The organism is Chitinophaga sp. CC14 (assembly GCF_048957795.1).
GTDB lineage: Bacteria > Bacteroidota > Bacteroidia > Chitinophagales > Chitinophagaceae > Chitinophaga > Chitinophaga ginsengisegetis.
The window spans coordinates 695,139-717,931 of sequence record NZ_JARBFY010000005.1 but is presented as its reverse complement, the minus strand read 5'-3'; the positions used below and the strand labels follow the sequence as shown (position 1 = coordinate 717,931).

Annotated in this window: 15 protein-coding genes; 14 read left to right on the top strand and 1 reads right to left on the bottom strand. The window is 44.6% G+C overall.

The features are described from left to right. Positions 1–15: 15 nt before the first annotated feature. From PV783_RS22530 to PV783_RS22470, 13 genes are all read left to right on the top strand, one after another. On the top strand, positions 16–7,062 hold the full coding sequence (locus PV783_RS22530) for an amino acid adenylation domain-containing protein (RefSeq protein ID WP_420989660.1): 7,047 nt from the start codon (positions 16–18) through the stop codon (positions 7,060–7,062). After that, entirely contained in the window at positions 7,059–10,157 is a 3,099-nt protein-coding gene (locus tag PV783_RS22525) for a cyclic peptide export ABC transporter (protein WP_420989659.1), read from the top strand. Before PV783_RS22530 ends, PV783_RS22525 begins: the two co-directional genes overlap by 4 nt. A 36-nt stretch (positions 10,158–10,193) precedes the next feature. Beyond that, complete coding sequence (locus PV783_RS22520; RefSeq protein ID WP_420989658.1) at positions 10,194–11,723, top strand: serine hydrolase; 1,530 nt, start codon at positions 10,194–10,196, stop codon at positions 11,721–11,723. Positions 11,724–11,745: 22 nt separating this feature from the next. After that, complete coding sequence (locus tag PV783_RS22515; RefSeq protein ID WP_079473693.1) at positions 11,746–11,946, top strand: hypothetical protein; 201 nt, start codon at positions 11,746–11,748, stop codon at positions 11,944–11,946. Continuing rightward, a complete protein-coding gene (locus tag PV783_RS22510; protein WP_079473692.1) occupies positions 11,939–12,892 on the top strand; it encodes a glycosyltransferase family 9 protein in 954 nt (317 codons plus the stop codon). The genes PV783_RS22515 and PV783_RS22510 overlap by 8 nt, the downstream gene beginning before the upstream one ends. A gap of 17 nt (positions 12,893–12,909) precedes the next feature. Beyond that, positions 12,910–13,701 (top strand): aspartate/glutamate racemase family protein, encoded by a 792-nt coding sequence (locus tag PV783_RS22505; RefSeq protein WP_079473691.1) that lies wholly within the window; start codon positions 12,910–12,912, stop codon positions 13,699–13,701. A gap of 111 nt (positions 13,702–13,812) precedes the next feature. Continuing rightward, positions 13,813–14,148 (top strand): DUF6249 domain-containing protein, encoded by a 336-nt coding sequence (locus PV783_RS22500; RefSeq protein WP_420989657.1) that lies wholly within the window; start codon positions 13,813–13,815, stop codon positions 14,146–14,148. Between the two features lie 31 nt (positions 14,149–14,179). Next, positions 14,180–16,624, top strand: a complete 2,445-nt coding sequence (locus tag PV783_RS22495) for an outer membrane beta-barrel protein (protein ID WP_420989656.1) — start codon at positions 14,180–14,182, stop codon at positions 16,622–16,624. A gap of 50 nt (positions 16,625–16,674) precedes the next feature. Next, positions 16,675–17,229, top strand: a complete 555-nt coding sequence (locus tag PV783_RS22490; protein ID WP_420989655.1) for an RNA polymerase sigma factor — start codon at positions 16,675–16,677, stop codon at positions 17,227–17,229. Beyond that, on the top strand, positions 17,226–17,654 hold the full coding sequence (locus PV783_RS22485) for a hypothetical protein (RefSeq protein ID WP_420989654.1): 429 nt from the start codon (positions 17,226–17,228) through the stop codon (positions 17,652–17,654). The genes PV783_RS22490 and PV783_RS22485 overlap by 4 nt, the downstream gene beginning before the upstream one ends. Positions 17,655–17,864: 210 nt before the next feature. Then, the gene (locus tag PV783_RS22480) at positions 17,865–18,377 is read left to right on the top strand and encodes a UpxY family transcription antiterminator (RefSeq protein ID WP_079473686.1); all 513 of its coding nucleotides are present in this window, start codon (positions 17,865–17,867) and stop codon (positions 18,375–18,377) included. A 30-nt stretch (positions 18,378–18,407) separates the two neighbouring features. Then, positions 18,408–19,919 (top strand): glucosylglycerol-phosphate synthase, encoded by a 1,512-nt coding sequence (gene ggpS / locus PV783_RS22475; RefSeq protein WP_420989653.1) that lies wholly within the window; start codon positions 18,408–18,410, stop codon positions 19,917–19,919. Between the two features lie 10 nt (positions 19,920–19,929). Then, positions 19,930–20,811 (top strand): glycosyltransferase, encoded by an 882-nt coding sequence (locus PV783_RS22470; protein WP_079473684.1) that lies wholly within the window; start codon positions 19,930–19,932, stop codon positions 20,809–20,811. On the opposite strand, the gene PV783_RS22465 is transcribed toward PV783_RS22470, so the two are convergent. After that, the gene (locus tag PV783_RS22465; RefSeq protein ID WP_420989652.1) at positions 20,808–22,148 is read right to left on the bottom strand and encodes a condensation domain-containing protein; all 1,341 of its coding nucleotides are present in this window, start codon (positions 22,146–22,148) and stop codon (positions 20,808–20,810) included. The genes PV783_RS22470 and PV783_RS22465 overlap by 4 nt on opposite strands. A 69-nt stretch (positions 22,149–22,217) precedes the next feature. Between PV783_RS22465 and PV783_RS22460 the strand changes: the two genes are divergently transcribed. Then, positions 22,218–22,790 carry a M15 family metallopeptidase gene (locus tag PV783_RS22460; protein WP_420989651.1) on the top strand — a complete coding sequence of 191 codons (573 nt, stop codon included), beginning with the start codon at positions 22,218–22,220 and terminating at the stop codon, positions 22,788–22,790. Positions 22,791–22,793: the final 3 nt, after the last annotated feature.

Below are 22,793 nucleotides of genomic sequence, written 5' to 3'. Positions count from 1 at the left end.
AAAATGTATCTGGCCATGTCTGAAAATTCTATGTTAAATATTAAAGCTTTAGAGTCCAACAAAAATATATCTGCCAGGAATTACTGGAAGCAGCGATTAAAGAACTTCAGGGCTGAAAACTGCTTCGATGGCGCTACCGACGATCAGCAGCTGCCTTCAGGGAATACCTATGGGGTTTATACAGTGGAAATACCCCGGCATGTCAGCGGGAACCTGAACAGTATTGCCTCGTCAGATAAAGCGAAGCATATTGTGCTGTTGTCTGCGCTGTCAGTACTGATACAAAAATATTCATCGACCGGCCAAGTATTGCTGTTTACCCATACTTATTCGGAAGAAGAGAAACAGGATGCAGGAAAAGGCATCATACCCGTGGGTATTGATATTGCCCCCGACACAGATTTTAGCACGCTGGTCAACGCTGTTAAGGAAAATTTATTCAGCGATTTCCGGCACGCCAGGTATCCGCTGGAAAGAATCCTGGCGGGTAGTCCGGCTATCAAACGCATATCAGGTGTAGGTTTGGGTATGAAAGGTATTGCTTTACCAATCGATGTCAATGGCTGCTCACTGGACCTTTACTTTTCTTTTCATGCAGAAGAAGACCAGAAGCTGGATGTGTGGTATCATCATAGCAGGTTCACTTACAACTTTGTTCAGAATATTACGGCTGTTTTTTTGAGCCTGCTTTCCAGGATTACGCAGAACAGCAGGAATTCCCTGCAAAACATCCCGCTGCTCACTGAACAGGAGCGGTTGCAGGTATTCAATGAGTTGACGGTGTTCGGCAATCATGCTTCCCAGGCAGAGTCAGTCCTGGTACGCACATCTTATCACCAGGAAAGATTATGGTTTATTGATAAATTCGAGAAGGACTACCTGTACAATGGAAGCCCCGTTTATCATAATATTCCTTTAGAGATTGGCCTGAAAGGAACGTTGAATGTTGAATGGCTGGAAGAAAGTATTAATAGCGTAATAAGACATTATTCCGCACTCCGTACCTGTTTTGTTGAGGTGAAAGACATCATCTTCCAGCAACCTGTAAATGATGCCGGTATACAGCTGGAAAAAAGGACCCACCGGCACAAAGGCAGCTCCCTGGAAGCTGAAATTACATCGGAAAGAGACAAGCCTTTTGATCCGGCCACCCCCCCGGTAAGGGCCGTGCTGTTTGAAACAGACACAGATAGCTATAAGCTGCTGCTCATTTTTCATCACCTGGTAGTGGACAGGCACGCTACGTTACAGGTAGCGCGGGATATTTTAGAAAACTACCGCAGAAGATCACAGGGGGAACTTTTCCTGGAAGAAACAGAGAGATTGCGCTATGCACAGTTTTCAGAATGGCAGCGGGGACCCTTATCTAAATTGTATTTTTATCTTTTCCCTTACTGGAAACAACGGTTGGGAACAAGGCTTAAAGCATTGGAGTTACCAACAGACCGTCCACGGTCTGCCGTACATATTTATAAGGGGGCGGCAATTGATGTCAGTTTATCTCAGCACATTTCTTCCCAGGTGCTGCGTTATGCAGAGCAGCGGCTTATTTCACCCCGGCTGATCTTAATGGCGGCTTTTAAAATCTTACTCTATAAATATGTTCAGCACGAAGAAATTGTTATTGGTACCAGTACTGATAGCAGGAACAATGGCGTATTACAGGACGTTGTAGGGCCGTTGGCCAATCTGCTGCCCGTACGTAGCCAGATATTTCCCTCAGATAGTTTCCAGGAATACCTGACAAGGCTTAACAACCAGTTTAATGCGGATCTGTCGCATAGCGATATCCCTTTTGATAAGCTGGTAAGCTATCTGGCTCCTGAAAAAGATATGAGCAGAACAGCATTGTTTGATGTGTTGTTCCAGTATGAAAATAAATCTTACGAAATTCCCCGGATTGACGATCTGCATATCGATTTATTCGAGAACAACTATGGGTATGGCAAGTATGATCTCAGTCTTTTGCTGCTTCAATCAGAAGATGGGGTTGAAGGTAAGATGCTGTATAACTCGGAATACTTCGACCAGGCTTCCGTTGAGTTAATGATGCAACGCTTTTCCAGGTTGTTGGGTAGCTTGCTCCTGCAACCTTCGCGGCAATTATGGGAGATAGATATCCTGGATGATGTGGAAAAGAAGGGCTTGCTGGATAGCCTGGACTATACCAACAGCCACTATCCTGAAGATAAAACGATACTTGACCTGTTTGATGAACAGGTAACAAAATGGCCTGGGAATACAGCCGTACAATATGAAGGCGTCGCTATTACCTATGCACAGCTGGATGAACAGGCCGGTCAGGTGGCCGCGCAGCTAACGGCACGTGGAGTGAAACCGGATGCCGTAGTAGGTCTTTTGATGGACCGTTCGATAGAGATGGTAGTAGGCATGCTGGGTATTCTGAAAGCCGGTGGCGCCTATTTGCCGGTTGATATTACCTATCCGGAAGAAAGGAGGAATTATCTGCTGGATAATAGTCAGACCCGGTTGGTACTGACAACAAATGAATTTGCCGGCCTGGTAAAGCCTAGTATACCGGTGGCACTGATAGAAGACAGGGAGCCGTTCAACGGTGTTTTGCCTGACAAGCCGTTACCATCGAACTTATGTTATGTAATTTATACCTCAGGAACAACAGGTAATCCCAAAGGAGTGATGGTAGAACATCGTAATGTAGTGCGGTTGCTCTGCAACGACGATTTCCAGTTTTCCTTTGGTCCCGCAGATATTTGGACGATGTTCCATAGCCATTGCTTTGATTTCAGTGTATGGGAGATTTTTGGGGCATTGTTAACAGGAGGTAAGGTGATTATCGTTCCGAAGATGACAGCCCGTGATACGGGTTTGTATCTTAAATTATTGCGGGAAGAAGGGGTAACGGTGTTGAATCAGACGCCCAGTGCTTTTTATAATCTTTTGCAATTGTCTGTAACGGGACTGTCTTTACGCTATGTTATTTTCGGGGGAGAAGCACTGAGCCCGGGGAAATTGCATTCGTGGCGGGAGATGTATCCTGGTGTTAAGCTGATTAATATGTACGGGATTACAGAAACGACGGTGCATGTTACCTATAAAGAGATCACAGAAAAAGAGATCGGCAGTAATATCAGCAACATCGGCAAACCTATCCCTACTTTATCAGTTTACCTGCTGGATGAGCATCAGCGGCTGGTTCCGGCAGGCATTACCGGAGAGTTATACGTAGGCGGATCTGGTGTTTCGCGGGGGTACCTGGGTAACGAAGCGTTAACATCTGCAAAGTTTGTCCAGGATCCGTATAAAACCGGTGGTCGGCTTTACCGCACCGGCGACCTTGGCCGTCAGCTGCCGGGTGGTGAAATTGAATACCTTGGCAGGAAAGACCACCAGGTACAGTTACGGGGTTTCCGTATAGAGCTGGGCGAAATAGCGTATGCCTTATCAGGTAACAGCCGTATTGGCGAAGTGGTGGTGGAAGCCCGTGAAAAGGAAGATGACAAATACCTGGTGGCCTATTATACTGCTGATCAGGAGATCAAGGTATCAGAGCTGCGTACGTACCTGTTAGGGAAAATACCGGACTACATGGTCCCTTCTTACTTTGTTTACCTGGATCACTTCCCGCTGACCTCAAACGGAAAACTGGACAGAGCAGCGCTTCCGGAGCCTCATGTATCCGCTACGGATGAGTATATACCACCATCCGGAATAGTAGAAACGAAACTGGTGGAAATATGGGCTGATATATTGAAACTGGATAAAGATTCCATCAGCGTAAATTCCAGCTTCTTCGACCTGGGAGGACATTCGTTGAGGGCAACTGTACTGGTGAACAAAATATTGAGCGAGCTGGGAACAGAGGTGCCACTCAAAGAAATTTTTGAAAGACGTGTGGTTTCCAGCCTGGCGGAGTATATCCGGCAGGTGGGGGCAATGCAGGTGTCCCGTGTGCCCAAAGCAACCCCCAAGCCTTATTATAGCCTCTCGCCGGCACAAAAAGCGATATACTACTTCTCAGAATACGACAAACAGACCCTCGCTTACAACATGCCCAGGGTAGTGGTGATGGAAGGAAACCTGGATAAAGACAAGTTGAAACAGGTAATGGAGCAACTGGTAGCCCGGCATGAGGCATTCCGTACTTCTTTCCAGGTGATAGGGGAAGAGGTGGTGCAGCAGATTGCAGATAGTGCTGTGCTTACCATAACACATCATGTGGCGGCAGAGGAAGATGTCAAACAGCTGGTACAGCAGATCATTGCACGTTTCGACCTTTCCAGCGCACCCTTGTTAAGAGTAGCATTAATTGAAGTGCAACCGGAAAAGCATGTACTGGTAGTAGATACCCATCACCTGGTAATGGATGGCACGTCCTGGGGAATATTTATCAGGGAGTTTAAGACACTGTTTAATAATGGCACACTCGCGCCGTTAACCTTACAGTATAAGGATTATGTGGAATGGCTGGATACCGAGGAGAGAAGGGCCGAAATGGATAAACAGAATGATTTCTGGTACGGGGAGCTTTCCAGGAACATGCCGCAATTAGATTTGCCGGTTGACTTTGAACGGCCGGAGCAAAAGAACAATCATGCAGGAAACGTCAACTTCAGAATTGAAGAGGAACAAACTGGTCATCTCAAGGCAATTGCCGATAAAGAAGGAGCTACCTTGTTCATTGTACTGCTTTCCGTTTACAATATTTTGCTTGAAAAAATTACCAATCAGGAAGATATCATGATCGGTATCCCTGCATCAGGAAGGGATCATAGTGACCTGCAGCATATGTTGGGCATGTTTGTTAAAATACTGCCCTTCAGAAATTTTCCGGCAGAACAACTAAGCTTCCGGCAGTTTATGAATGAGGTGAAGGAAAGGACATTCGCTTTCCTGGAGAATCAGTCCTACGAATATCACCGGTTATTAGACAGATTAAAGATCAGGCGGGCAAGAGCGCACAGCGCATTGTATGATGTCATGTTCGTATTTCAGAATTTTGAAGAAACGAGGTTTGTTATTCCTGATTTAAAAATATCCTCCTACAAAGCCAGCCATCTCGTAGCTGAATTTGATATGTCTTTAACTGCGTTTGAAAATAATGGTGAAATAAGACTGGCTATTGGCTACCAGGATAGCCTGTTTAAACCGGAAACTATCTTGAAATTTGCCGCTTACTTCAAAAAAATAGTAGCAGCGGTGGTAGCAGATCCTGACATTAAAATTTCCGATATTTATGTAGTCAGCGAAGACGAACGGAAAGCACTGTTGGACCGTTTCCAGGGAAATGGAAATAATATACAAACAGAAACGATTCTCTCCCGGTTCGAAAAATCAGTTAGCCGTTTCCAGGGAAAAACCGCTATAAGATACAAGGATATTTCCTGGAGTTATACGGATGTTGACCGCATCTCCAATCAGATCGCATATCACCTTAAAGAAAATGCGGGTGTCGGGAAATCGATGCTGGTTGGTGTAATGATGGAGCGGGATGAATACCTGGTTCCCACTATATTAGGTATTCTCAAAACCGGTGCAGCCTTTGTTCCATTAGATCCCGCTTATCCTCCCGGTATTTCCGATACGCTTATCAGCAAGGCAGGTGTTGGGGTTTTAATAACGGGGAATACCACGTTCGATGTGTCAGCTATAAATGTAAAGGTCCTTAACATACAGCAGGAGTGGAACTCCATATTGGAAAGCAGGGAACTTCCACTGGCTTCCGGTGTAACCGCTGATGATCTGGCATACGTCATGTATAGCCTGGAGTCTTTATCAAATCCTGTTGGATTCATGTTCAGTCACCAGGCACTCTTCAGCGCCCTGGCAGGAATGCAGGATACATACCCTGTACAGGAAACAGGGAGCTACTTATTAAGAACGAATACCAGTGTGCAATCTGCCCTGCAGGAGATATTCAATTGGTGTTTATCAGGAGGATGCTTATCCATTCTTCCTCCGGAAAACGAAAGCGAAATAGATAAGATCATAAGCTGGATAGAAGCTTATGGCATCACACACGTACATTTTGAAGCGCCGGTATTCAGTGCGTTTACTGACGTGTTAACACGCCGGGGGCGGGAGAAAATTAAATCCCTTCAGCATATCTTTCTCACCGGTATGGGCACCTGGGCAGATCCTGTTCGCAAATTCAGCCAGCTGAATACGGGTATCCTGCTGGAAGACATGTTTGGAGTACCGGAGTATGCAATTTTTGCCTGCGGACGTACGCTTCCTGCACCTGGAGCTACAAATGCCAGGATACTATACCAGGCTTTACCGGGAGCTGCTTTATACATCGTTGACAGGAACAACAAGTTACAGGCTGATGGCTTATATGGCAGTTTGTGTATAGGTGGTACCGGCCTGGCCAGTGATTATCTGACGGAAGAAGAACTTTGCCACCAGCTATATTTTCCGCTCCCGGAACTGGAAGTCAGTGTAATCAAAACTCCCTGGCAGGCAAGATACTTAGCAGAGAACGGAATCGAATTTTCCGCAAGGGAAGCCGGGCCGCTAATGCTGAATGGACACCGGGCAGACTTATCAGAAATTGAAGCTGTGATCATGCGGCATGGAGAGGTAACCAATACTGTAGTCATTATTCCCGGGAATCAGCTACCTGGCAAGAGACTGCTGGCATTGGTGGAGCTGCCTGATAAGTCAGCGACGGTAGGAAAGATTAAAAAGTATTTGAGAAGCCAGCTACCCAGGCATATGATGCCTACCGACGTCATAAAATTTGGACATCTGCCATTGACAGCGGCTGGAACAGTGGACCGGGATGCCATTCCTGCATTGCTGGAAAGATCAGCCATTGTGATAGACGAAGCCGCTCAGCCACAAACAGCTGTAGAAAAACAGATTGCACTGATATGGAAGGAATTGATGGGACTGGAACAGGTGACACTAAATGATACCTTTTTTGGTTTGGGTGGACACTCGTTGTTACTGGTGACCAATAACGAAAGAATGAAGAAACAATTTAATGTGGATCTCCCCTTCAGTATATATTTTAATTGTACCCTGAAACAGATTGCCGAAAAAGTTAGCCAAACCTCACCGCACAAAGTAGCAGAATGAGCAAATTCATCGCATCTTTTATCGTGACTGCCTTAAGATCTATACCGGTTTTTGTTTTTTTACTGGTATACTCCGGCCACCTTTGTTTTGCCGGCCCCAGGGCTGATACTATTCCACTATATGCGGTAGACTCCATTGTGGGTAAGCTGATGAAAGACGGCAGCATTCCGGGACTTAGTGTTGCTATTATCTCGGGGAATACAACCGTTTTCAGAAACTATGGGTTTGCTGATTTGGATAAAAAAACACCGGTCACCCCCGCCACATTATTCCAGATAGGTTCATGCAGCAAGGCTTTCACTGCATTGGCTGCACTTAAGCTGCAACAGGCAGGATTGCTCGACCTGGATGCTAATGTCAGGGACTACCTGCCCTGGTTCCAGGTGAGCTACAACGGCAAGCCGGCGCAAATAAAGATCAGGCATTTATTACATCATACGAGTGGGTTGCCCTGGAAAACGATCTCACTTATTCCGGAAAGTGACAGCAGCAATGCCCTGGAAAAGACCATACGGAATATTTCCGGTGTCAAACTGGCGAATAAGCCGGGCCTGTACTTCGAGTACGCCACAGTGAACTATGATATACTGGCTTACATTATTGCGCTGCGCAGCGGAGGTTCCTTTGAGGACTATCTGCAGAAAAATGTATTGGATTCCCTCGGCCTTGCCCAAACTACTATTGGGGCGCCGAAAGACAGCACCTTCATGTCGGCCGGTTATAAGATTGGCTTCTTTAGACCCCGGAGATATGATGCACCTGTGTACAGGGGAAATAATGCGGCGGGATACATCATATCCGATATACGGGATATGGCGAAATGGCTGAAACTGCAAATGGGGCTGCAATCTTCAAATCTTTATCCGCTGATAGCAAAAACACATGAAGGGGACGTGACTGTGCCGATACATGATATGTCTTCCTATGGAATGGGCTGGCAGGTTTCATTGATGGGAGACGGGGCTGTTTATCACGGAGGACTGAATCCTAATTATACTTCTTACGTAGCATTTGATCCCGTGGAGAAAAATGGTGTAATAGTGATGGCTAATTCAAACAGTGGCGCTACGCGTATTATCGGCGCCTCACTGCTGGACCTGGTGTCAAAAGAAATAAGAGACAGGGAATTTACGGTTGCTGATGGTAATGATAAAGCCTATAGTATTGTATGTGCGGCACTGTGTATCTACCTGGTGGTGCTGCTCGGCTTCACGGGAATGGTAATATACCAGATATTCACCGGCACGAGGCGCCTGGAAGGAGCGAACGTCAGGACAGTGGGACGGATGGTACTTTCAATTGTGCTGGCATTACCATTTTTATATGGATTTTATATGTTACCGCACGCCCTGTTAGGGATGAGCTGGCAGCCCGTTATTGTCTGGAGCCCGGTTAGTTTTGTGGCAATGGTAGGTCTTGCGTTATTATCGCTGGTAACAACCTACCTGGCATACTTTATCACATTGCTGTTCCCGCAGCAGAACAAGTACAAACGGGTGATTCCAAAAATATTGCTGGTAAGCATCGTGTCTGGAATGTCTAACATGGTATTAATACTTTTGATTGTATCTGCCATCAACAGTAAGGTAGAATTACAGTACCTGGTGTTTTATTTCCTGTTAACCGTTGCTGTGCATATGTTCGGGAGGAAGTTTGTGCAATCCAGTTTAATTGATCTCTCCAAGGGTATCGGATTTGAATTGCGGATCAAAGTCTTTGAGAAAATATTTTCCACCTCTTACCAAAAATTTGAAAACATGGACAGGGGAAGGGTATACACCTCTGTAAATGATGATGTGGACACCATCGGCAATTCTTCCAATATGGCCATTACGCTGGTGACCAGTGTATTCACTGCTGTGGTGGCCTTCCTGTACCTGGCTACCATGGTTTTCTGGGCAACGCTCATGACATTGATACTTATTGTTGCGCTGGCGACGCTATATTATTTTGTCAGCAAAAGCACCAATAAATATTATGAAGAGGCCCGCGATACCAGGAATATTTTTATGCGACTGACCAATGGCATGATCGACGGGTTTAAAGAGATCTCCCTGCAACGGAAAAAGAAACTGGAGTACTATAAGGATATTACAGATGCAGCGGATAGCTATCGCCAGAAAATATCATTCGCAGCCATGCGTTTCCTCTACGCATCTTTGCTGGGAGAGTCCATGCTGATACTTTTGCTGGGTACGGTGGCATTTATTATCCCGCGGTTGTTTACAGACACAAAGTCAGGTACCATCATGAATTTTGTGATCGTACTTTTATACCTTATCGGACCGGTAAACAGGTTACTGACGGCAGCACCTTCTATATTACAGTTGAGGATTGCCTGGAACAGGATCCAGCAATTTTTATCTGAAATACCGTCTAATCTCGACTTACATGAACTTTGTCCTCCTTTGGAGCCCGAAGTGATGAGCATAAAGGCGCAGGGTTTGAAGTTTGCCTATAACAGTCAGGAGGGCTTCCAGGTAGGGGCCATTGATCTTGAAGTGAAGAGCGGGGAAATACTCTTTATCATTGGAGGAAACGGCAGTGGTAAATCCACGTTGGCTAAACTGCTCACGGGTTTATATGAGCCCTCTGAAGGAACGATCACTATTAATGAAAAAGAGCTTAAAAGCTGTGACCTGAGCGAATACTATTCTGCCGTATTTTCCCCGCTGTACATCTTTGGAAAACTTTACAATATTGACACTGTCAGTAAAAAAAATGAGATTGAAAAATATCTGCGTGTGCTGAATCTCGAAAATATTGTAGGTGTCCTGGACAATAAATACACCACTATTAACCTGTCTGGCGGACAGCGAAAGCGATTGGCGCTGTTGCAATGCTACCTGGAAGATGCCCCCATCTATCTCTTTGATGAGTGGGCAGCAGATCAGGACCCTGCATACCGTAATTTTTTTTACAGAACACTATTGCCACAAATGAGGGAAGCGGGAAAGATCGTTATAGCCATTACTCATGATGACCATTATTTCGATGTGGCGGATAAGATCCTGAAAATGGAACATGGTAAGCTGGAAATTTATAATGACGAACGTTCCTTTACATCGCTCACCATGAAAATAGAGAAATTCTAAACGGCCCCAGGCAATCATTCATCTTATTAATTTTTTATGAGAATATTTGATTTTTCAGCAGCATATGCCCGGAAGTTTTTGAATGCAACGGTGGTATCAATGTTATTGCTCACCGCTTGTTTTCAGTATAGTCTGGGTCAATCACCGGAATACTTTAAAACCGGCGGCAGAAAGGTGAATATACACGCATTTAATGCTGAAGTAAACCGTATGATGGAAGAGGTGGGGATTCCCGGTATATCCCTGGCCGTTATAGAGAATAATAAAGTTACTTTTTACCATACCTATGGTTACAAGCAGTCGGGGCAACCTGAAACCGTAAATGATGAAACGCTTTTTGAGGCTTGTTCACTGTCGAAAAATTTCATGCTGTTCATGGTATACCAGTTGGTGGATCAGCATAAGCTTGACCTGGATAAGCCCATGTATCAGTACCTGGAATACGATCGGCTTAAACATGATCCGCGGTATCGACTGATAACTCCCCGGATGATTCTGGGTCATTGCTCCGGCATTGAGAACTGGAAATCCGATTTTAACCCCGATACCCTCGATATTGTTTCCAACCCGGGTGAGAAATTTGTTTATTCAGGAGAAGGGTTTCATTACCTGGCCCGGGTAATTGAAACCATACTTAAAGAGCCTTACCAGGATATTGAAAAAAGGATGGTTTTATCCCGGTTGGGGCTGGGAAGAACCTTTACCAGTTTTAAAGATACGGTTCCGGGTAATTATTCAAATGGACATGATGTGCTGGAGAGAAAAATTCCAAAATGGAAAAATAAGTCGGTTTTTCCGGCTGGCGGGGTTAACACTACTGCCCTGGACTACGCCCATTTGCTGATAGGCATGTTCAATGGTAAATATTTATCACGGGATCGCATAAACGATATCCTGCACAAAACAACCAGCCTGGATGATTATTTTCCTCCCAACCATTACTTCGGAGGAGGGTATGAAGTTATTTATACGCCAAAAGATACCATCATCGCACACGGAGGCAGCAATCCCGGTTATAAATGTCAGCTTTTCTATTCTGTTGTTCATAAACGGGGCATAATATTTATGACCAACTCTGACCGGGGTAAGCTTATTTCCCAGCGACTCGTGGATATGTCTGTCCGGTTGGATATCAAATCGGAGTTTGCCAAACAATACTATGAACAGTATCCCAGTAATGCGATTACATTGTTGAAAAAGTACAAACAGGCTGGAGGAGATGCAATGATAGCAGATGCCGGAAGATTAAAGAGCGAACAAAAGCTGGGTGTAAATACGTTGAATGAGCTGGGACATATTTTTATCGGAATAGATACTGCCGTAGCCCGGAAGTTACTAACGGAAAATACCATCCTGTACCCGGATGCATCCAGGGCTTTCTACCTGCTTGGCACACTGGATATGAAACAGAAAGATTTTAACGCGGCCTACCAGGATTTTATCAAAGCAAAAGCCCTCCATTCAGAAGAATTTACATTGGATTTTAATTTGAGAAAATGTGAGAAGGAGCTTCAGAAGCAGGCCGTTTATTCCGGCAGCAGCAGCGGAGCCGCTTCAAATGATTAATCCACCGGTAATTTTATTTTCTATGAAGACCAGGACATATGAAGAAATCACAGCGAGGGCCGATGAAGTGAAAACCCGTTTGGCACTCATTAACCACGAGATAGAGAAGGAACTCTCCCGGCCATTTCTCGACAGATGCCAGTTCCGGTCACGGGTACTGGACCAGAATAAAAAGATATGTACAGCAGCTTTAGAACAATTGAACTGGATTTTAAATGCGTGAAGAAATTATTGTAGTTACCTGGGGAGGCATTGGTGATCTGATGCTCTGTACCCCCGCTTTGAAAGCCCTTAAAGAGGAAAATCCCCGCTCAAGGATCATTGTGTACTACCAGCACTTTCATCCCGGACATAAGCAGGTGTTACTGAACAATCCTCATATTGATTCATTAAGGGAATTGCATGTTACATCCATGTGGAGGTATCCCCGTCACTTGTTTGTATATCTTTTTAAAAAGAAAAAGTGGATCAAAGACAGAAAGTATTATCACATGTATCTGAATCATGTTCCGGCTACATGGATATACGAAAAGAATTATAAAGAAGTAGCGGCTGATGTTTTCGATGTGAAACTGAATGGAGATCGTAAGATACAGCTGTTTTTCACAGCAACGGAGGAACAGCAGGCCCGGGAGCGGATCAGGCTTTTTAAAAACGTTGTTTTTATTCATACCTATTCCAAATGCTCCGTTAATCATTTATGGGATATTAAAAAATGGAACCGCCTGGTAAAAGAGTTACCGGAGTTGACGTTTATCCAGATTGGGATGCCAAATGAACCAACCGTGGAAGGAGCCATTGACTGGAGGGATAAATTATCGCTTCGTGAAACACTTTGCCAGCTTAAATATGCGACTTCATTTGTAGGGGTGGAATCAAGCTTTGCGCATGCAACCAATGCTTTCAACTTACCCGGTGTGGTATTGTTTGGCGATACCAGTCCTTTACACTGGGGACATGAAAACAATATTAATATTTATAAAGGCGTGGCTTGTTCTCCCTGCTTTCACTATTTGTGGGGCCGGTCATGCCCGCTTGGTAATGATTGTATGAAGCTAATTGAAGTGGAAGAGGTAAAGGAAGCCCTGATCAGGCAGGTGAGTGCCAGCAGTGCCGGTTTCCCGCAGGAAGCACCGGCTGGGGAACTGATCGGGAAATTAATTTCATAATATTTATTGTAACAGATATGAAGCCCGGACGAAACAAGGTAATTGGTATAGTAGGCGGAATGGGGCCTGAGGCAGGGCTTGCCCTTTTTAAGAGCATTTTGCTGATGACACCCGCAACGCTTGACCAGGAACATTTGCCGGTTATATTGATGTCATTTCCTGATGCTATCGGCGACAGGACTCAATACCTGGACGGATATATCTCAGTAAACCCTGCATACAGTATTGTTAAGATGATCCGGAAACTGGAGGCGGCCGGTGCGGAGGTGGTGGGCCTGGCTTGCAATACGGTGTATTCGCCTGCCATATTTGATGTAATTTCCGGCAGGATACAACACCCCGGCAGTAGTATTGCTTTGCTTAATATGCCTTTTGAAACCTGCCGGCATATTAAGGATAACCTGTTGGGCGTACGGCGTATCGGGCTTATGACCACCAACGGCACTTACAGATCCGGTATTTATAAAACCGTCCTGGAAACAATGGGGTTTGAAGTGGTGATACCGGATGCACGCTTTCAGAATGATATTATCCACAGAATGATATATGATCCCCGCGATGGTATCAAAGCTTGTCCCGGTAATATAACAAACCAGGTAAAGCAATGGAGCGGGCAGGCACTCAGTTATTTCAAACAGCAACAGGTGGATGCCATTATCCTGGGGTGTACTGACTTATCCCTGGTATTTACAGAAAGTACGGTAGATGAGATGATTATAGTTGATTCCACGGCATCTTTTGCCCGGGCCCTTATCAGGGAGGCATTGGCTGAGAATCCGTTTACAGGAGCCGGTAAACAGGAAATCTGACCGAAGCATGCCCTGTATTTTAAGCCATAAAAAAGTAATTTTTGAACGCTGCAACTTTTTAGGTTTTATTGGTGTCTACTGGGGGAAGATCATCTTATTAAACGAACTGACATGCATCCTAAAACTTTGGTATTTCTTTTACCGGTAGCGCTTTTTATAACAATAGCGGTGGTGATAGTGGCTTATTTCAACTATAAGTTGAAAAAACATATTATAGATTCAGGTATAACAGATGCCGCCGCAGTAGAGTCCCTCAGGCAGCTGTCTGCCTCCCGCCGGGAGGCACTTAAATGGGCGCTGGTACTTTTTTTTGGAGGGCTGGGCCTGGTGGTGATCGGGTTCCTTTCTTTTGCTGATGCCGAATCCCCGGTACCCTATGGTATCGAGGCTATTTTCATTGCATTGGGTTTTGGGCTTTATTATCTTATCGTACAAAAGGACAGTTAATTTGTTCATCATCAGTTCTAAACTCAAAGCCATGAATAAATTAACCCGGAAAACCTGTTTGTTCTTTACTGTATGTTGCTTGTTTGTGCTACCCGTATTTGGTCAGGCTCCCCTGAATGATTCAACTATCACTGGTATTGTGGTTGATTCTGCTACAGGATCACCTCTTGCTTATATCACCATCGGATTAAAAAATGATACCGGTATTATTAAGGCCGCAGTGACAAAGGAAGACGGTTCTTTTATATTTTCTGATTTGAAACCGGTCAGTTATTCATTAACGGTAATGGCTATGGGTTTCCGTAAGCAAACGCTCCAGGTGAACCTCGCTGCGGCAAACGGACATGCCGGGCTCGGTAAAATAAGTATTGTAAGAGCATCAAGTACCCTGAAAGAAGTAAAGGTGACAGGGGAGAAACCCATCATTACCCAGCAAATTGACGGTATTTCTTACGACTTGCAGGCCGATCCGGACAGTAAGGGCAGTAGTGTGCTGGAGATGATGCGGAAAGTACCGCATATTTCGCTGGATGCTGATGATAATATTTTGCTGAACGGAGACGCAGGGTACAAAATTCTGATCAACGGTAAACCTTCCAGTATGGCTGAAAGAAATCCGAAAGCCATTCTGCGATCCATGCCAGCCTCCACTATTCAAAGGATTGAAGTGATTACAACGCCTTCCTCAAAATATGACGGTGAAGGCTTTGCCGGAATCATTAATATCATCACCAACAAACGCCCGGCGGATGGATATAAAGGCACCATCAACCTCAACGGGCGCGCCCCGGTGGGCGGCCCCGGAATGGGCGGCTCCCTTTCCCTGAAAAGTGGGAAATGGGGCTTATCAGCTTCCGGCGCTGCGGGCATCTATAATTCCCCGGAAACGAAAACTACGATAAACAGATCGGCGACCGGCGCCAAAAAAGACCATCTGCTTCAGAACGGAACACAGAAATCCAATAGCAGCAATGGTTATATTGGAGCGGAAATCAGTTATGAAGCGGACAGTCTCAACCTGGTATCGGTGCAGCTGAATATCAATGGCAACAAGGATAAGGATAATAATAAGCAACAATCCGTGCTGACGGCAAGTGATGGCTATCTGCAAGGTTACGATATAGCCGGAAAGGGAGACACACATGGTGACGGAAAAGATATTTCCCTGAATTATCAGCTTGGATTCAAAAGAAATAAAAAAGACCTGCTGACATTCTCTTACCGTTATTTTACATATGACTCGAGGCAGCATACAGATGTATCAGTATTAGATACCATTAACTACCCGTTATCAGATTATAAACAATCGAACAGGCAAAGTGCCTCAGAGCAAACAGCGCAGGTGGATTACGTGTTCACGATAGGTAAAGTGGCTGTTGAGTCAGGGGTGAAAGCTATTTTCAGAAAAAACGAGGGGGATTTTCAAACAAGCATATTTGACCATTTAACAGGTGATTTTAATCAGGACACCAGCCTCGGTAACGTACTCCGCAACCGGCAGAATATACTGGCCGCTTACAACACATATGAGTATGGAATTAATGGCTGGTCCTTTAAAGGAGGGGTGCGGATTGAACAAACTACTATCGATGCAGACTTTATTTCCAATGCCTCAAATGTTAAGCAGAATTACTTTAATGTGATGCCTGCAATTTCCATAGGCAAAAAGTTAAGCAAGAAAAGTATGATGACGCTGGGATTCAGGCAGCGGATAAAGCGCCCGGGTGTTAATCAGCTCAATCCTTTTATAGACCGTTCTAATCCTAATGTGGAACATACCGGTAATCCGGAGCTCAGCCCGGCGTTGCTCAACGGCGTTCAGCTGGGTTACACTTATTCCGGTAAAGTGGTCATTGTAACAGGCGTGGACTATGCCTATTTTAATAAACTGGCGATACCGGTATCATTTCTTATTCCCGAAACAAATGTAGTGCGGACAAGATTTGAAAACGCCGGCAGCGGTAAAGGATTAAGCGGAAGCCTGAATATCAGCTATCCTGCAACGAAGCGATTGAGCTTAACCCTGAATAATAATTTTGTTTATATATGGACAAAAAGTGTTTCCAAAGGAGCCAATATTGATAATCAGGGTTTCATGTACACTATTGCCGGCTCAGCAGGCTATAAGTTTGATAAGGGATGGCGCGTAAGCGGTAATGTAAATGTGATCAGTCCGAAAGTGACCTTTCAGGGAACTTCTAATTCCGTTGTTACATCTTCATTTGGCTTAACAAAATCCCTGCTGAATGATAAACTGTCCCTGTCAGCCGCGCTCATCAACCCTTTCGGCAAATTCCGGAACGATATCAGAAGCACTTTTGGGAATGATTTTGAACAAAATATTACCAGACGGTTGTATTTCAGGGCAATTAGTTTTAACTTAAATTATAATTTCGGAAAACTCAGAGAAACGATCAGGAAGAATAAGCGTGGAATTAAGAATGATGATGTATCCAATGAAGACTTTAATCAATAACATCCATATGATGATACCCATAACCACCAAAGCTGAATTCCAGAGAAATTATGGTTGATGAAAAAGAACTGGTTCCTGTTATCTTAAAGGGCGATTTACACGCATTTGAGATACTGGTGAAGGAATATCAGCGGCTTGTATTTTTTATAGCAGGTAAAATAGTAACAGACAGGGAAGAAGTAGAAGATGTCTGCCAGGAAGTATTCATCAAGGTGTACCGTCATCTGGGTAGCTTTAAATTTCAGTCGAAACTGTCAACCTGGATAGCCCGCATTGCCTGGGTTACCGCTGTTAACCATAATAGAAAACAACGACGGGAACACAGACAAAAAACCACAGAAATAGAAACCATTGAACACGCCAGCGAAAACCCGGAAGTACTTTTAGATAGAAAAGATGTAGCAGCTTATCTGAATCAGTTAATAGATCAAATGCCGGAACAGTATCGGACAGTGATCGTATTATATCATCTGAACGAATTTTCTTATGAAGAGATTACGCAGATAACAGGAATGCCATTGGGAACGATAAAGAGTTATCTTTTCAGAGCAAGGAAGCTGTTGAAAGATAAATTAACGGGTAGTTTAAAAAAGGATATAGTATGAGCAATACAAACGATGAAAGTATCCAGAGAATGCTGGAAGAAAAGGGGGAGAGGGCCGGTGAACAGGCGCTTTACAATGATCCCCGATTCAGTGTGGATGTAAAGCTGTACCAGTTATTATTTGATGAATTGAAAAAACTGCCTGAAGCTGATCCTCCACCGGATTTTGCCCGGAATGTCACAGCCGCATTAGCCGCTTCCGGTAAGAAAGTGAAGGCTGGAAGGGAAGAACTTGTTATTGTAGTTTCCCTCTCCGTTATTGGGGTATTGCTGGCTGTAGGCATGATAGGATGGATAGGTGTGGATACGATCCCATTGGCCTCCGTTGCTTCGCCCGGTATGTTGTTTATTTCCGTATTTGTATTGAGCTGTTTTCTGATCATGCAATCGCTTGAGAGCAAGTTGTTGAAGAAGAAGTACCGTTAAAATCACGTATTTACTAAAAATTGTTGCCACCTAAAAGACCATTATTGAATAAGCGCGATTTAGTATAAGTAAAAAGTACCGTTAGTTAATCCATCTGCTATATTTGATTAGCCCACCTATATTCCATCATCAAAAATGGGGATTGACTCAATTTGCCGGTAGCATTATTCTTTGCCAGCATATTCATTTACTCAGCATAAAATATACCCTATGCGCGAATTAGCACTTCAGCAAACTGTATGCAGTTGGTATGTCGTTTATACATACCCGCACTATGAGAAGCGAATTCTCAATCAATCCAAAAAGATAGGTATCCACTGTTTTTTGCCTACAAAAAAAGTTGTCAAGCAATGGAGCGACAGGAGAAAGATTGTAGATGAACCGCTTTTTCCGAATTACGTTTTTGTATATGTGGAAGAACAGGCAAGGTTCAGGTTGTTGGATATTACGGGAGTGTCACGTTACGTGGCCTTCGATGGAAAGCCTGTTGTTGTATCGGAAGAAGAGATGAACACCATTAAAAAACTAATGATTGAACCGGAGGTGACGGTAGAGCGGGAACTGCAAAGTGGCAGTAAGGTGTTGATCACAGAAGGACCTTTCATCGGAATAGAAGGTGTTATTTTTCAGAAGAAAGGAAAAACAAGATTTGGGGTGAGAATTCCGGTGCTCAACCACTCCATTTCTGTGGAAATACCAGCCTCCTCATTCAGCAGGATCTGATGGCATGTAATACTCAAATTTTTACCATTTATGAAGAGAAAAATAATAGTGCTGTATCATCGTCAGCCATATGAAGAGGTGATGGTTAATGGCAGCACCATTTACAGACGGGATGCTGGTAAACCAAATGGTATTATTCCCCTGCTGAAGGGATTTTTTTCTGTAGTGCCTGACGGTATGTGGATTGCCGGAAGTGAATTCGCGGATAACCTGTCCGTTCCGGTTTATGAAAGGATTGATATGCCGGAAGCCGGGGCGGCTTGTACGCTTAAACGGGTGCCTATTACAAAAGAAGAGCTTAATTGCTTCTATCATAAAACATCGAAGGAAGGATTTTGGCCCATATTGCATTCATTCCACGAAAACTTTGACTGCCAGAAGATCAATTGGGAAAATTTTGTAATGATCAACAAAAGGTTTGCTGAGGCTGCATTGGCAGAAGCTGATAGCAATACCACTGTCTGGATCCACGATTATAATTTGTGGCTTGCTCCATACTTTATAAGAAAGAAGGCGCCGGATGTGAAAATTGCTTTTTTTCTCCATACGCCTTTCCCCGGACCGGATATCTTCAATGTTATATCATGGAGGGAAAAAATCATAGAAAGCCTGTTATGCTGTAATCATATTGTTTTCTCTATCCCCAGGTACATCGAGAATTTTATAGCGGTTGCCAAATCAGTGACCAATATTTCGATTAAGCAACGTAAGAAGGTAACACCTTATTTTTCACAATCCGGTAACGCCCTGAGCGAGCCTGTGGTAACGTCGAAAGTGTTGTTTGATAACAGAACTGTTCAGCTGGATGCTATTCCGGTGGGTACCAGCTGCGCCCGTATTGACCAGCTACTTAAAGACCGGCGCATAAAGAGCAGGATATCAGCTATCAGGAGCCAGTTCAAAGACAGGATACTGATTTTCGCGGCTTCAAGAATGGATTATGTAAAAGGAATGGACAAACTGTTGGAATGTTACAGCCGTTTGCTGGACAGGCGGCCGGAATTAAAGGGCAAAGTGGTGCTCTCCCTCGTAGCGGTACAACCGGCAGCCGGCATAACCGCTTATGATCAGTTTCAGGTAAAGATCAGGCAACTGGTGGCCCGGATTATCGACGCCCATGGCGCCGCAGATTGGACCCCGGTTATTTATTCGGAAGCAGCCCTTTCTTTTGAGGAAATGGTGAGTTGGTTTTCCGCTACAGATATCATGTGGGTATCCTCGTTGCGGGATGGCACTAACCTCGTGTGCAAAGAGTTCCTGGCCGTAAAAAAAGGCGGGAAAGGCGTACTCGTCTTGTCTGAGTTTGTTGGCGCTGCTGTTGAGCTTCATGAAGCAGTACTTACAAATCCTTACTCTTACAACAGCATGGACAATGCGATAGATCAGGCATTGGAGATGTCAGTACAGGATCAGGAAGCGAGGAATCGTAAACTTTACCTGAAAGTCCGGCATTCGGATGTGCGACGTTGGTCGAAACGCCTGACGGATCTTGGTGGAAAAAAATTGAACAATCACCAGTCTTTCGCTTTGAAAACAAGTTAAATATAGCATCATGAACAAAAAGGCGCCCAGCATCAGTATTATTATTCCAACGTACAACAGGGCATATCTGTTAGACTACACATTAATGAGTATCAATGCCCAGACACTGGATAAATCCCTGTTTGAAGTGATCGTAGTGGATGACGGGTCCTCGGATAACACCAGGGAGACTGTCGGTAAATACGAGGGCAATTTTCCTTTGAAGTACCTGTTCCAGGAGGATGACGGCTACCGGGTAGCAACGGCCAGAAACCTGGGAATTGCCAATGCAGAAGGAGAGATCCTGTTGTTTATTGATTCGGGCATTGTACTGGACCCCGGCTGTATCAGCGCACACCTGGCATCTCACGCAGACCAGAACCTGGTCGTGATCGGCTATGTGTTGGGTATTGAAGAAGTATATGATCCCGGTGAAACACTTCTGAAAGAGATTGATCTGCTGAACCCCAGGGATACAATCAACAGGTTTATTGCCGGAGATAAATACCTGGATATCAGGGAGTCTGTTTACGCTGCCTGTGGCGATGATATTATGGCCCTGCAGGCGCCATGGGCTATGTTCTGGACTGGAAATTTATCCGTGAGATCGGCGGAATTGCAACGGACGGGTGTGTTTGATACGGCTTATGATCAACGATGGGGCGTGGAAGACATCGATCTGGGTTACCGTATCTATAAGAATAATGTTCGCTTTGTACTGAACAGGAAAGCGGCTTCACTGCATTGCCCGCATTTCAGCGACACAACGGAGAAACTGCGTCAGGAGCATCACAACAAGTTGTATTTCCTCCAAAAGCACAACATTCCGGAAGCGGAAGTGTTTATGTCGTGTACCGCAAGAGACCTCAATTTTGAACTGAAACAACGCAGGGCAGGTATTCCCCTGACCTAATCCAGGTTATTTAAGAAGCTTTTAATATCGGTTTGGCTATCGCCGGTCATCATCTCCAGTATCTCTTCAAATTGCGCTGCCAGGAGTTCAATAAGTGTCCGGTTGAAAAATTGAAGATGATAAGACCATTTCAGCACCACGGTATTCTTGTATTCAAACGCCTGGCAAACTAAGGGTGATTCTGCCCAAACATTGCTGCTAAAGGCGGGTTCCTTATAATTATACAGGGAATTATTCTGCATTTCCTTTGGCAGAAAGTTAAAGAACAGGAAGTTGCCTGTAGTAAGCTCAAGAGGATTCAGTTTTTCTGAGCTGAATATAATATGAGAGGTGGCTTCCTGGTAACGGCGGCCTGTTTGGTTCATCAATGCAGAAATGCTTTCATCAGGATGGATGTCGGTAAAAATAAGGAGCTTACCCAATAAATTGCCTATGATATTCGCAGTAATAGCTTCCTGCCGGCAGGCATGATGACATTGTATCAGTATTTGCCGGTTATTGGTCAGCTTTGCACCCAGCAGGTTAATGGCAGTAAGCAGGATATTCAACATGCTGGATTTTTCATTATAGCGAAGTTGCTGTAGCTGTTCATAGAGATGTTCGCTGATGGCAACGGTATATGCTTCTCCCGTGGGGTTCGCGATAAGGTCTGTGCCTGTCAGTCCCTTCCATGGAAAAGTCCGTTCGGCTGGCGGAGGCGACAGCAGGTTCCTGTGAATGATATCATAGTCTGAATGCCAGCTTTTTGTTTCCAGTTTTGATTCCCAGTAACTGATTACGTTGTCGTGATGTTCATTGTAGAATGCTGTTTTGGAAAGTATATAGGCGCCGAGCTGTTCAGATGGTATTTCATTATGTGTTGCCTGGTTGTTGGCATGTTTGAGGTACAATTGCTGCAGGTCATTTTTGATGATGTTGACAGACCACTGGTCCGAAATGATGTGATGGACGATAATGTGTAGCCTGTAAAGACCGGCTTCTTTTTTACAGGCTATTCCCCGGATCAGAGGTCCGTTTTCCAGGTCCTTCATTTCCCTGATAACCATTTCAGAAAGCGTATGCAGAGAGGAAGGCGTATATTCATCCACATACATCAGTTCAAATTTGCCGGAAAGTTCTTCTACCTGTTGTATAACCTGGTTTTCAATCACCCGGAAGGTGGTGCGCAGACTTTCATGTTTTTGTATTAACGAAGAGAATGCGGATTTCAGCGTGCCGATATCGATGCCGGCCAGATCAGTTTCAATTCTCATGATAGTGGGTGGAACACCGGGCTTCAGGTTATAATTATATTTCCAGTCTTCCAGCTGCCTTGGGGATAGAGGGTATTGTTTCATGGTGTGTTGATTGAAACCTATGGGTCTGTTTTTTAAACAAGTAATATCTCCGAAATCTAATAAAAAAATATGTCAAATAAATACCTGGAGCATCTTATTCCGGAATTCAAAGTGAAGGTTGAAGCATTGATCGGGAAATGCCTCGACAGAAATGTGGTAATGCGCCCTTTCGAAGGTATCCGTAATCCCATTGTCCAGGCAAAGTACTGGAGGCAGTCAAGATCTGATGAGGAAGTCAGTAACAGGTTGAAAGAACTGGAAAAGGAGGGAGCATACTTTCTCGCAAGCTGCATCGCTGTGGTGGGACCACAAGCCGGAAGAAAGTTAACCAACGCAATACCGGGCTTGTCGTGGCACCAATGGGGAGAAGCCGTGGATTGTGTATGGATAGTAGATAACAAAGCGGTATGGGATGTTGACGGGCTGATTGACAATGTGAATGGTTACCATGTTTATGCAGAGGAAGCGAGGGCCCTGGGGTTGGAGTCCGGGTTGTTCTGGCCGGGGTTCGTTGATGCCGTTCATGTTCAGTTACGGACTGCTGCCAGTCCGCAGGAACTCTTTTCCCTTCAATACATAAATCAGTTCATGGAACAGTGTTATTCCAGGTTGGTGGATAATGTTAAACTAAAAGATCATTAATTA